The 12,537-nt window shown below is 43.4% G+C and carries 11 protein-coding genes and 1 riboswitch; of the genes, 8 read left to right on the plus strand and 3 right to left on the minus strand.

Annotated elements, in window-relative coordinates; translation table 11 throughout:
- Positions 1-5 precede the first annotated feature (5 nt).
- The 3 genes from allB to DFO72_RS06700 all read right to left on the minus strand — a co-directional run bounded on the left by allB (position 6) and on the right by DFO72_RS06700 (position 3,471).
- Positions 6-1,466 (minus strand): allantoinase AllB, encoded by a 1,461-nt coding sequence (gene allB / locus DFO72_RS06690; protein ID WP_113880820.1) that lies wholly within the window; start codon positions 1,464-1,466, stop codon positions 6-8.
- A 71-nt stretch (positions 1,467-1,537) separates the two neighbouring features.
- Positions 1,538-2,866: a nucleobase:cation symporter-2 family protein gene (locus DFO72_RS06695; protein WP_113880819.1), complete on the minus strand. Its 1,329-nt coding sequence runs from the start codon at positions 2,864-2,866 to the stop codon at positions 1,538-1,540.
- A 254-nt stretch (positions 2,867-3,120) separates the two neighbouring features.
- On the minus strand, positions 3,121-3,471 hold the full coding sequence (locus DFO72_RS06700; RefSeq protein ID WP_113880818.1) for a Na-translocating system protein MpsC family protein: 351 nt from the start codon (positions 3,469-3,471) through the stop codon (positions 3,121-3,123).
- A 164-nt stretch (positions 3,472-3,635) separates the two neighbouring features.
- Positions 3,636-3,733: riboswitch (purine riboswitch) on the plus strand.
- Positions 3,734-3,912: 179 nt separating this feature from the next.
- On the opposite strand from DFO72_RS06700, the gene DFO72_RS06705 reads away from it, so the two are divergent.
- From DFO72_RS06705 to ade, 8 genes are all read left to right on the plus strand, one after another.
- Positions 3,913-4,401 carry a (2Fe-2S)-binding protein gene (locus DFO72_RS06705; protein ID WP_113880817.1) on the plus strand — a complete coding sequence of 163 codons (489 nt, stop codon included), beginning with the start codon at positions 3,913-3,915 and terminating at the stop codon, positions 4,399-4,401.
- 3 nt (positions 4,402-4,404) lie between these two features.
- Positions 4,405-4,989: a nucleotidyltransferase family protein gene (locus tag DFO72_RS06710; protein WP_113880816.1), complete on the plus strand. Its 585-nt coding sequence runs from the start codon at positions 4,405-4,407 to the stop codon at positions 4,987-4,989.
- 16 nt (positions 4,990-5,005) lie between these two features.
- Positions 5,006-5,881 (plus strand): FAD binding domain-containing protein, encoded by an 876-nt coding sequence (locus DFO72_RS06715; RefSeq protein WP_113880815.1) that lies wholly within the window; start codon positions 5,006-5,008, stop codon positions 5,879-5,881.
- Positions 5,878-8,166: a xanthine dehydrogenase family protein molybdopterin-binding subunit gene (locus DFO72_RS06720; RefSeq protein WP_113880814.1), complete on the plus strand. Its 2,289-nt coding sequence runs from the start codon at positions 5,878-5,880 to the stop codon at positions 8,164-8,166. Before DFO72_RS06715 ends, DFO72_RS06720 begins: the two co-directional genes overlap by 4 nt.
- An 8-nt stretch (positions 8,167-8,174) precedes the next feature.
- The gene (locus DFO72_RS06725) at positions 8,175-9,008 is read left to right on the plus strand and encodes an XdhC family protein (RefSeq protein WP_113880813.1); all 834 of its coding nucleotides are present in this window, start codon (positions 8,175-8,177) and stop codon (positions 9,006-9,008) included.
- Positions 8,987-9,301 carry an XdhC family protein gene (locus tag DFO72_RS06730; RefSeq protein ID WP_113880812.1) on the plus strand — a complete coding sequence of 105 codons (315 nt, stop codon included), beginning with the start codon at positions 8,987-8,989 and terminating at the stop codon, positions 9,299-9,301. Before DFO72_RS06725 ends, DFO72_RS06730 begins: the two co-directional genes overlap by 22 nt.
- 89 nt (positions 9,302-9,390) lie before the next feature.
- Positions 9,391-10,758: an NCS2 family permease gene (locus DFO72_RS06735; protein WP_113880811.1), complete on the plus strand. Its 1,368-nt coding sequence runs from the start codon at positions 9,391-9,393 to the stop codon at positions 10,756-10,758.
- A gap of 39 nt (positions 10,759-10,797) precedes the next feature.
- Positions 10,798-12,534: an adenine deaminase gene (ade, locus tag DFO72_RS06740; protein WP_113880810.1), complete on the plus strand. Its 1,737-nt coding sequence runs from the start codon at positions 10,798-10,800 to the stop codon at positions 12,532-12,534.
- Positions 12,535-12,537: the final 3 nt, after the last annotated feature.

The following is a 12,537-nucleotide window of genomic DNA, read 5'->3' on the forward strand; positions in this document are numbered from 1 at the left end:
AGTATTTATTGCTGTGCTACTGGGTCTTTTGTTTTTGCTTTTACCGCTTCGTATTTTTCATACTTCAATGTTCTCTCAAGCCTCTGGATGCTTTGGCGCGGAACATACTCACCATAGCCTGCTTCTCCTACGATGCCTTTGTCTTCATCGTAAATCACGTTTCCGCGAATGATCGTTTGGACTGGCTTTCCTTTAAGCTTCATGCCATGCAGAGGGTTATATTTAGCCATTGATTCTGTTTTCTGCTCGTCTATTACGTATTCTTTCTCAAGATCGATAACAGTGAAATCAGCATCACTGCCAATTTCCATTGATCCCTTTTTAGGATAAATGCCATAATGAATGGCGGCATTGCGGCTCGTTACCTCGACAAATCTTGATAAGGATAAACGGCCTTTATTTAAACCTTCACTGACAAGGATCGGCACCATTGTTTCTACACCAGGTATGCCAGGGAAGGTGTTCCAGATCGTTGCCCCTGGATAATCCTTTTCTGTTGCAATTTCATATGGAGCATGGTCCGTACCGACAAAATCGATTGTTCCGTCAGCCAGAGCCTGCCAGTGTGATTCGTTGTCCTCTTTTCCTCGTAAAGGAGGAGCAATCTTTGCATAGGAACCGCGCTCTGACATGGAGTCCTTTGCATTGAGAACAAGATAGTGAGGACAGGTTTCTGCTGTAACCTTAACACCACGCTTCTTTGCTGCTTTAACCAGCTCGACGCCTTCTTTTGTGCTCATATGTACCACATGTACACGTGCGTCTGTAGCTTCTGCAAAGCTGAGAATCAGTTCAATGGCCACCTTCTCAGCGAGGCTTGAACGCGCTTCAGCCCATGCTGGTCCGTCAAGGCGCCCTTCTTTTTCAAGTTTCTTGGAATAAAATGTGCAGATATCATAGTTTTCAGCATGAACACCAATTGGGAGTCCGGTTTTTGCAACATTACTGAAGATTTCCAGCATCTCTGCGTCCGATACTTTAGGGAAGGTAGGTACAGAAGGAGTCATGTAAACTTTAAAGGCAACAACCCCCTGGTCAATCTGCGGATAAATATTATCAATCCAGCCTTCACGTGCATCCTCTCCAGTCATGCCGCCCCAGAAACAGTAATCAATATAAGCCTGATCCCTGATTGGTCCGATTTTTTTATTGAAACTCTCCCCATCCCGAACGGATGGCTTGCTGCAGCATGGCATATCTATAATGGTGGTTAAGCCTCCGGCTGCTGCAGAACGGCTGCCAGTTGCAAAAGTTTCTCTATGAGTGAAGCCTGGATCCATAAAATGAGTATGCGGATCAATACAGCCTGGAACGACTAATTTTCCTTTAATATCAATCACCCTGGCTGCATTTAGAAAAGAAATGTCATTCGTGTAGCCAACAATTTTTCCCTTGTTTACTAGAATATTTGTTAAAACCTGACGATCTCCCTGGGGAATGTTTGCATTTTTCAAAATTAAATCCATTTCTCCTGCTCCTATCTATTATTTGGATTTCTGCCTACCGAAGAAGAGGCAGATGATTTCAGCAATTGCATTTAAATCGCTTCAGCTGAATGATCTCCTTTCAGCTGTTCGATTCTTTCACTTTCACTTATATTTAAATCTTTATAATTAAATACCAAATTTAATAAAATTGCTGTGATGCTTCCCAGCACGATTCCATTTTCAACCAGCAAGCGTGCGCTAGTTGGAAGACTTTCAAAAATTTGCGGGACAACTGCCGAACCAAGTCCGATTCCTATGGAACAGGCAACGATAAGCAAGTTTTCATTTTTGCTGAAATCAACAACAGAAAGCATTCTGATTCCGGATGAAATAACCATTCCAAACATTGGAATCATTGCTCCGCCAAGAACAGCCATAGGGATAATCGTGGTCAGAGCTGCCACTTTAGGCAAAAGCCCCAAAACCATTAATATAACGCCAGCTGCGATAACTACATTTCTCGTTTTTACTTTAGTTAGCGCTACAAGTCCCACATTCTGTGAAAAGGATGTATAAGGAAATGCATTAAAGATTCCTCCTATTACAACAGCCAGCCCCTCTGCACGCAGCCCTTTTTTTATGTCTTTGGAGTCCAGCTTTCTCTCGCAGACATCTCCGAGAGCCAGAAATACCCCAGTAGATTCAATCATGCTCACAATGGCTACTAAAGTCATTGTAAGTATGGCCGAGGCATTGAATGTCGGAAATCCGAAATAGAATGGCTGAACGACATGAAACCAGGAAGCCTGGCTGACTTCAGCAAAGCTGACGAGCCCCATAAAGTAAGCAGTGATCGTTCCGGCCGCCAATGAAAGCAGCACAGATATAGCTCTCATATAGCCTTTAAAGAACCTGTTCATTAAAATAATCAGAACCAGTGTAAAGGCAGCCAGGAATAAATTCTGGGCACTCCCATATTCTGGGGAACCAAGCCCTCCTGCAGCATTATTCATTGCAACAGGGATCAAGGAAACCCCAATAATAGCTACCACTGAACCGGTTACGACCGGCGGGAAAAATCTCATTATTTTACTCATAAATTGAGATAAGATCATGACGATGATTCCCGAAGCTATAATGGCCCCGTAGATGGCTGTAATGCCCTGCAAATTCCCGATGGCAATCATGGGTCCGACTGCTGTAAAAGTACATCCAAGAATCACCGGGAGCCTTATGCCAAAATGCCTCCCCCCTATTACTTGAAGCAATGTAGCAATCCCGCAAGTAAATAAATCAATTGAAATTAAATAAGCAAGCTGCTGGGCCGTGAGCCCTATTGCCGGTCCAACAATCAGTGGAACAATAACAGCACCTGCATACATGGCCAGCACATGCTGAAATCCCAAAGTCCCTACTTTCCAAGGATTTAGCTTTTCCAAAGACTTCCCCTCCAGGTATAATTCTTTGTTATGCCTCAGCCTGACTCCAGCGGATAAAAACAGGCATCACCTCCCAAAAGAAAAAAGAGTATAAAAAAAACCGCAGCAATAGATAACATCAAAGTACACATAGATGTTCTATTACTGCGGTTTCATTCAGCTTCCGTTAAACAAAAGGCAAAGGAACCGCTCCGATATTCAGGTTTAAGAAAAACTGCGGCATGCACAGCTTCCCCAAACATATTATAAAACTGCTATTTTTCAAAATAAATAACTGTGCATGCTTCTTCGGTATCAGGATCGTAATCTTTTAAAATCGTTTTGACTTTCAAATGGAGAGAATCTTCAATCAGACCCTTTAAAAGCGATTTAAATTCAACAATCAATGCTGAATCAACCGATATTGTCAGGTGATGAAAGTTCTGGCTTAGCATATGCAGTGCCTGTACACGCTTATGCTGAGCAAATATGATGACTCTATCATCAAAAGTTTCAAGACGCTGTTTTTTGACGCCTGTACCGTAGATCTCCTGATTGACACGATTATAAAGAAAAGCGAGATCTTTTTTTAATGATTGATGAAATTTTGAGGTTATTACAGTCATGTAGTCCTCCTGTTATTCACTATATTAAACAAGGCAGTTTTATAAGTCAATACAATTTATCAGAAAATTCTTACTTGACAAAATATTAACTTAACTATTACACTACAAATCAACTCCCCCTCTATTTCTATAATTGTCTTGTTAATACCTTCCTCCAGCACACTGAAAAATCAAATAGAATTTTTCGTATAACCTCAATAATCGGTTTGAGGGTTTCTACTAGGAACCGGAATTCCTATCTACGAAAGGCATTTTCCTGTGGACAGCAGCAAGGAACCTTTTGTGCAGGAATTTTTTTGTGCTTATTAGTCTATTTAGAAGAATATGCATAATATCATAATTTAAATACCTCTGCTTGCTCGCCAGGCTATAATCCCTTAATACTCACACTATTTCTCATTGTCATTTTTAAGTTTCAAAGTTCTATGAGGAGGCGAAGATTTGAAAAGTATTCAGTTTATTGTTAACGGAAAGGAACGTACGGTCGTTTGCCCGCCTGCTAAAACGCTCCTGGATGTCTTGAGGGAAGATTTAGGATTGACTGCCAGCAAGGAATGCTGCGGAAAGGGAGAGTGCGGATCATGCTCTGTACTAATCAATAAAGAGGTTGTATGCTCCTGTCTAGTCCTCGCTGGTCAGGCGCAAAACCAGGTGATCACAACTTGTGAAGGAGTCGGCCTATCGCCAAATCTGGATGTAATTCAGGAATCATTTATTGCTGAAGGGGCAACACAGTGCGGTTACTGTACCCCAGGAATCATCGTATCAGCTAAAGCATTTTTAGATGAAGTTGACACGATCCCATCTGCAGAGGAAATTAAAACAGCTTTAGGCGGCAATCTATGCCGCTGTACAGGCTATACAAAAATTATCAAGGCAGTTCAGACCGCAGCTTCAAAAAAAATATCCGAACCGGAAACAGCCAGATAGTCCATGACACATACAGCTATTGTTCTTGCTGCAGGCCGATCCAGCAGAATGGGCACTTTAAAAGGACTGCTGCCGTGGCAAGGAACGACATTATTCGAGCATCAGCTGCAAAACCTCAGGGAATCTGTATTTTCTGACATTGTTGTCGTTTTGGGTTACAAAGCCGAAGAATTTATTCCAATCGCAAATAAATACCCGATCAAAATCATAATGAATGAACAATTCCATGAAGGAAAATGCTCGTCAATCATTTCCGGAGTTAAAACCGCAGGCAAGTCAGCAGAAACGATTCTTATTACAACTGTTGACCAGCCGCTTCAATCTCTCACCATTAACAGGCTTGCAGAAACTCTTGTGAAAAGCGGCTGCCTGATTGCAGTTCCTAGCCATCAAGGCAAAAGAGGTCACCCTATCCTCTTTTCCGCCCAATTGAGGAATGATCTTTTATCTATCAAGGAAGAAAGAATGGGCTTGAGATATGTAATTCAAGAGCATGAAAAATTTCTTCTTGAGGTGCCCGTGGAAAATGATCAGATTCATCTCAACCTGAATAATCAGGCAGATTATACAAATGCGCTAAAAAAATGACCTGGGAGGTAAATCAATGCTCGTATCACAAATTGACATGATTACCCCTTCCTCTCTATCCGAATGTCTGAACCAGCTATCAAAGGCAGGCAGGAAACATAAATTAATAGCTGGCGGTACAGATGCAGCAGTCCGGATGAAGGAGGGCAAATGGCGGCCAGAGATATGGATTAATATTAAAAACTTAAAAGAGCTGCGGTATATCGAAGAAAGGGAAGATTTTATCCATATTGGCCCCTTGACCACACATACCGATATGATTCAATCACAGCTACTGCAGAGAAAAGCGGATGTTCTCGTGGAAGCAGCCCGTGAAGTCGGGGCCACCCAAATGCAGAATATGGGAACAATCGGGGGTAATATTGGTACTGCTTCCCCTGCGGGCGATACGCTTCCGGCTTTGTATGTTCTCGGTGCAATGCTCGAACTCACCTCCCTGACGAATAAACGAACCCTTCCAATCGAAGAGTTTTTCACTGGTCCCGGCAGGACCGTTTTAAAAGAAAATGAAATGATTACAAAAATCTTAATAAAACCGCAAAAACCCAATGGTTTAGGGATTTTCCAAAAGCTCGGCCCCCGAAAAGCACAATCCATTTCCATTGTAAATGTAGCCATTTCACTCACAATGGACAATGACCGCAAATGCGCGGAAGGAAAAATCGCCTTCGGTTCTGTGGCGCCGACTATTATCCGTGCACGCAAGTGCGAATCAATGCTTACCCTGGGGCAGCTTAACGAGGAATTAATCCAGAATATCGCCAAAATTGCCTGGAAAGAGGTCATGCCCATTTCAGATGGAAGAGCAACTGCTACATATAGAAGAGATATGGCAAGCGCTTTACTGGAAAGAGGATTATATCGTCTAATCAGGAGGTGGGAAAATCAGTGAACACCAAATGGGTTGGAAAAAGAGTACAAAGAATTGATGGCCCGGAAAAGGTAACCGGGGAATTAAAATATATGACAGATTACCATTTTGATAATATGGTTTGGGGCAAGGTCCTGCGATCTGAATATCCGCATGCCAAAATAAAATCCATTGACATTGAAGCAGCTAAAAACCTCCCAGGTGTTATTTGTGTACTTACCCATAAAGATATTCCCGGCTTTAATGGATTCGGGATTGTTGTTCCCGATCAGCCTGTTCTGTGCTCAGATATCGTTCGGTGCACGGGGGATGCCGTAGCATTGGCTGCAGCAGAAACACTGGAAATTGCCGAACAGGCACTGACCTTAATCAAAGTGGATTATGAGCCTTTGGAAGTTGTTGCAGATGCTGAATATGCCTTAACCGATTCTGCTCCAAAGCTCCATCCTGATGGCAATTTGCATAGCCATGTAAAAATAAAAAACGGAAATATTGAAGAAGCCTTCGAAGAAGCTGACATCATTGTTGAGAATACCTTCTTCTCCCCCCGCCAAATGCATGCATTTATCGAAACAGAAGGCGGCTGGGGAGTTATGGATGAAGAAGGATTCCTCACAATTCGCTGCCCTGGCCAATACGCCTACCGCGATCGAATGCAGATTGCAAGGTCCCTGGCTTATAACCCTGAAAGAATCAGAGTCATTTCAAGTCCTATTGGCGGAGCATTCGGCGGGAAGGATGAGATAACGGTTCAAATTTATCTGGCCCTCCTTGCCATGCATACAAACGGGCGGCCTGTAAAAATTCATTTAAGTCGTGAAGAGTCTGTCATTGCCGGCATAAAAAGGCATCCTTTTAAAGTGAAAATGAAAACAGCTGCCAAAAAAGACGGCACATTGGTCGCTAACCAGGTAACTGCTATTGGAGATACCGGTGCCTATGCTTCACTCGGAGGGGCAGTCATCGCTCTGGCTATCGAACATTCATGCGGCCCTTATAAAATTCCAAATGTGGATCTCGAAGGCTTCTGTGTTTATACCAATAATGGCATTGCCGGTGCCTTCAGAGGCTTTGGCGTTAACCAGGTATGTATGGGAATTGAAACCCATATGGATATGATTGCAGAAAAACTGGGAATGAATCCAATTGAACTGCGCAAAAAAAATGTCTATCATCAGGGCGAAGTTTCAAGTGTCGGCCACATTGTCAAATCCAGTGTGGGCACCTATAAAACGCTTGAAACCGCAGAAAATTGCGATCTCTGGAAGAACCGTGAAAAGTATAAATCCGAAGTGAGTGAGCCATGGAAAAAACGGGGAGTGTCCCTCGCAACTTCCTTTCATGGCATTGGAATGGGCATTGGCCTGCCTGATTATGGAGCCGCCACTATCGAACTTCTGCCCGACGGAAAATTCCTAGTAGGAGTCGGATGTGAGGAAATCGGCGGAGGCAATAGCACTGTGTATGCCCAGATAGCGGCTGAGATGCTGAACTGTGATATCAGCAATATCATGATCGTTCAAGGAGATACACAGAGGACACTTGATGGCGGTACTGTAACTGCCTCCCGGTCCACCTATACCGGCGGAAGAGCTGTTGCCGCCGCAGCACCCAAGATGACTGAGCTTCTTATTCAAACAGCTGCAGAAATGCTGAATTTACAAGCATCAAGGATTGACATAAGACCAAACCATATTGCAGCCGATGGACAAATCATACCCTATAAGTCTATCCATAAGTACCTTTATGATCATCATCAGTCTGCAAGAGTAGAAGGACACTTCTACCTTCCAAAAGAAAAGGAAGAAATCAAAGGCTCAGGCGGTGCTCCCCATCATTTATACGGATATTTAACCCATGTAGTGATGGTTGAAGTAGATACTTTAACTGGTGAAACGGATGTTTTGCGGGTTGTTTCCATCCCTGATGCAGGAAAAGTCATGAATCCCCAGGGGCTGGAGGGCCAGGCTGAAGGCGGAGCAGTAATGGGGATCGGCTATACTCTTTTTGAAGATGTACTGATAGAAAATGGTTATCATAAGACACGGAATTTCACTGATTATATCATCCCTACTATTCGCGAGACACCATTGATTGAGACCTTCCCTGTTGAAAAGCCCGAACAATCAGGGCCTTTTGGGGCAAAGGGAATTGGAGAGGTTGTAATGATTCCGATTATTGCTGCTATCATGTCAGCCATATGTGATGCAACAGGGGCTAGAATCTTCCACCTGCCTGCTACTCCTGAAAGAGTTTTTAATGCATTAAAAGATCTCAAAAAACAAAAAGTCCAATCTGCAAGGTGATGCAATTGATGAGCCGCAATTTATTTGCCCAATTAGAAAAGTCCATCAACAACAGAAAAGACACTTTTCTTATTACCATTACAGACTATCCTGATAACAAGACCCTCGGAGCCAAAGCGTTATTATGGCCAGATGGAGGCTTCTGTACTGATGACTCACTGCTGCCACAGGATGTGAAGGATCTATTAATAGCACAATGCAGTAAACTAGTCGCCAAAAGACGGTCCGGCGCAGTGAAATTTGTGTGGAAGGACAGCAAAATTGAATGTTTTGCAGAATACTTCCCTGCTCCGCTCCATTTGATAGTGGCCGGGGCGGGCCATGTGTGTGAACCCGTGGCAGAAATGGGGCGTATGCTGGGATTTTTCGTCACAGTAATAGACGATCGGGAAGAGTTCGCAAACAGGGAACGTTTTCCATTTGCCAGTGAAGTGGTTTGCCAATCCTACCTGCATTATTTCAGAAATGTGGATATTTCGGAAAAAACCTATATTCTCCTTCTTACAAGAGGACATAAATATGACGTACTCAGTTTGAATGAACTTTTAAAAAGGAACAGCCAGGCAGGATATATAGGCATGATAGGCAGCAGAAGGCGCATTTCAGGTGTTTTTAAAGAACTTCAGCAGGATTTTCCGGATGAAAGCTTTGACAATCTATATACCCCTGTGGGACTCGATATCGGAGCAGAAACACCTGCAGAGATAGCAGTCAGTATCATGGCAGAAATTCTGAAAGTAAAAAATCAAAAATCTGGAAACTCTTTAAATACACAGATTAAAAAGTATGCAAAGATGGGTTTCCATGAGGGGGCCGGCAAATGGACCAAATGCAGCTCATAAAGCGAGCCATGGAAGTCAGGAAAGGAGGTGAGAAAGCAGCGATCGCCACAATTATTCGCACTAAAGGGTCCACTCCGAGAAAAACTGGAAGCCGGATGATTGTGTTTCCCTGCGGAAGAATTGAAGGTACTATCGGCGGGGGCTGCGGTGAAGCAGAAGTGATTGAGAAGGCCTTAGAAGTCATCCAATCCAATACTCCAAGTCAAAAGCGTGTTGATTTAACGAAAGGGCTATTTTTTGAAGATGGAGGAATCTGCGGCGGAATTATGGATGTCTTTATTGAACCTATTTAGCAAAAATATGTATAACTCCCGCCTATTCCATGGTCAAGTCAGTTTGTATTGCAGAATGGACATTTACCATGAAGAAGGAGTGACTTTTCATGTCGATAATCGAAAAGGATCTTGGGTCGGGCCTCCCGCCTGCCTCTGATGCGGACCTCTTAGAACGGCTCTTTAAGCTATCCGCACGAAACACCAACGTAAAAACAGAACTTCTTGCGGGCGTTACTTCGTTTATGACAATGAGTTATATAATCTTTGTCAACCCGATTATCTTAGCTGACGCAGGAATACCAAAAGAAGCCGCACTGGCTGCAACCATTTACGCAAGTGTCTTCTGTACTCTTCTAATGGCCCTGTGGGCAAATTTCCCTGTAGCGGTTGCCCCTGGCATGGGGCTGAATGCCTTTTTTGCCTATACAGTGGTCCTTGGTCAGGGTCTTTCCTGGCAAACAGCCCTTGGAGCTGTATTTATATCGGGAATTGTATTTTTAATTTTGACAGTTACAGGAGTCCGCCAAAAGATCGTTGATGGTGTTCCGGATGTTTTAAAGTCAGCCATAGGTGTTGGGATTGGTTTATTTATTGCTTTTATTGGCTTAAAAAATGCAGAACTTGTGGTTGCAAATGAATCCACATTTGTCGGCTTAGGAAGCATAACAAGCCAAGGTCCGCTTCTTGCACTTTTTGGATTAATTATTGCCGCCCTCCTCATGGCGAAAAAAATAAAAGGCGCCTTGCTGATTAGTATTTTGGGTACAAGTGCGCTGGCCATGATTGTTGGCTTTATTGCCTATCCAAAGGCTGTAACTGATATTGTATCCCTCAGTCTTCCAAGCATGTCTGATACGTTTTTAGCTATGGATATTATGGGCGCAGTAAAATATGGCATCATCTCAGTCATTTTCTCCTTTACTATTGTAGAATTATTTGACAACTTAGCTACCCTCATCGGATTATCAAAAAAAGCTGGCCTCACTGATGATAATGGAAAAATTGAAAATCTGGATCGTGCACTTCAGGCAGATGCAGTTGGCACGATGGCAAGTGCAGCATTTGGAAGCACCGCCTTAAACGCTTATGTGGAAAACGCAACCGGGATCTCGGAAGGCGGACGCACTGGCTTAACTGCTTTAACTGTAGCTGTTCTATTTTTTCTGTCACTCATTTTTGCTCCGCTCATTTATTTCATACCGTCTGTAGCCACAGCACCTATTCTTATCCTTGTTGGTGCCTTAATGCTTAGTGAAATAAAACATATAAGCTTCGATGACTTCACTGATGTCATACCTGTTTTTTTAACAATTGTTCTGATGCCTTTAACTTTCAGCATCGCCCAGGGGCTGGCATTCGGCTTTATCTCTTACACACTGCTTAAGCTTCTTACAGGCAAGCATCATCAGATTCACTGGATCATGTATTTTGTCAGTGCAGCCTTTATCATTAATTTCATTATGGGCGGACACTAATCGGATGTTTGTCATTTTCAAAAAAAGCGAGGAGTTTACATGAAGCTAACCATAGAAAATTTACGAAAAAGAATTGACGTGGCAGCCAAAAGGACTCCTGCCGATCTGGTTATAAAAAACGGGAAGGTAATAAATGTATTTACAAGTGAAATCATCGAGGAAGACATAGCAATTGCCGATGGATTCATAGCTGGCTTAGGAAGCTATGAAGGGAAGGAAATTATTGATGCTGGGGGCAGCTATATAGCCCCCGGGTTCATTGATGGGCATGTCCATATTGAGTCAGCGATGGTTACCCCCCCTGAATTCAGCAATGTTGTCCTCCCTCATGGAGTAACGACTGTTATTGCAGACCCTCACGAAATAGCCAATGTCAGCGGAACAAAAGGCATTGATTTCATGCTGGAATCTTCAGAAAAGATCCCGCTCGATGTATTTTTCATGCTTCCATCCTGTGTGCCTGCAACTCCATTTGAAAATGCCGGCGCTTCCCTCAGTTACAAGGATCTTGAAAAATATTACGGTCACCCGAGAGTGCTCGGTCTTGGTGAAGTAATGGATTACCCTGCTGTTATGAACAATGAACCAGAAATGCTAAAAAAACTGGAAGACGCTCATAGCAAAGGAAAATGCATCGATGGGCATGCAGCAGGGCTTAATGCAGATGAAATTAATATATACATGTCTGCCGGCATTAGAACAGACCATGAATGCATTAACCCTGAAGAAGCGCTGGACCGAATGCGCAAAGGGATGTATGTTATGCTGAGGGAAGGATCGGCGGCCAGGGACTTATTAGCACTTCTCAAATCTGTCAGCGAAAAAAACGCACGGCGCTGTTTATTCGTGACGGATGATAAGCATCTGGATGACCTGATCAATGAAGGCAGCATTGACCATAATGTCAGAATGGCCATTAAGGAAGGGATGGATCCTATCCTTGCCGTTCAAATCGCCACGCTGAATGCATCAGAATGCTTCGGCCTGAAAAATAAAGGGGCTATTGCCCCAGGTTATGAAGCCGACCTGATTTTTCTTAGTGATCTTAGGGATGTAAAGATTGAGAAAGTAATGAAGAGCGGAATACTTGCTGCAGAAAATGGGGTCATTAATGATCCAGTTACGGACAGCGCCGAACCTCCACCTGCCATTTTGGACAGTGTCAAAATCGGCAGCCTAAACGGTGAGGATTTAAGCATAAATATTGGAACTGGGAATGCCAATATTATTGGCATTATACCGAACAGCATTGTGACCAGACATCTGGTGGAAAAGGCCGATTCGCTTAATGGCTATTTCCAGTCTAATACTGATAAAGATTATTTAAAATTGGCTGTGGTGGAGCGGCATCATCTTACCGGAAGCATCGGGCTTGGCATAATTAAGGGACTAGGAATTACAAGAGGAGGGATTGCCTCAACGGTCGCCCATGATTCCCATAATATTGTGGCAGCTGGCACCTCTGATGAAGATTTACTGGCGGCCATTAAGCATACGGCAGCAATGAAAGGCGGCCTGGCTGTTGTCCAGGATGGAAAAATCCTTGCTGAACTGCCCCTGCCTATTGCCGGGCTCATGAGTGGCCGGGATTCTTCATTTATTTTCGGACGTTTGTCTGAGTTGAATCATGCTCTTAGAACAGTCGGATGCAGCATGGAATTCAACCCGTTTTTGACGCTTTCATTTTTAGCGCTGCCAGTAATACCTGAGCTCAAGTTAACTGATAAAGGATTATTTTCCGTCAGCTCCTTTAGCCACATTAAAGCAGAAGTATAGAAA

This window comes from Cytobacillus oceanisediminis, from assembly GCF_004366035.1.
GTDB lineage: Bacteria > Bacillota > Bacilli > Bacillales > Cytobacillaceae > Cytobacillus > Cytobacillus oceanisediminis_C.

Excerpts from the sequence above, each read along its gene's own strand:
- allB (WP_113880820.1), bottom strand. The coding sequence starts at position 1,466 with ATGGATTTAATTTTGAAAAATGCAAACATTCCCCAGGGAGATCGTCAG.
- DFO72_RS06700 (WP_113880818.1), bottom strand. The coding sequence starts at position 3,471 with ATGACTGTAATAACCTCAAAATTTCATCAATCATTAAAAAAAGATCTC.
- DFO72_RS06710 (WP_113880816.1), top strand. The coding sequence starts at position 4,405 with ATGACACATACAGCTATTGTTCTTGCTGCAGGCCGATCCAGCAGAATG.
- DFO72_RS06715 (WP_113880815.1), top strand. The coding sequence starts at position 5,006 with ATGCTCGTATCACAAATTGACATGATTACCCCTTCCTCTCTATCCGAA.
- DFO72_RS06725 (WP_113880813.1), top strand. The coding sequence starts at position 8,175 with ATGAGCCGCAATTTATTTGCCCAATTAGAAAAGTCCATCAACAACAGA.
- DFO72_RS06730 (WP_113880812.1), top strand. The coding sequence starts at position 8,987 with ATGGACCAAATGCAGCTCATAAAGCGAGCCATGGAAGTCAGGAAAGGA.
- DFO72_RS06735 (WP_113880811.1), top strand. The coding sequence starts at position 9,391 with ATGTCGATAATCGAAAAGGATCTTGGGTCGGGCCTCCCGCCTGCCTCT.
- ade (WP_113880810.1), top strand. The coding sequence starts at position 10,798 with ATGAAGCTAACCATAGAAAATTTACGAAAAAGAATTGACGTGGCAGCC.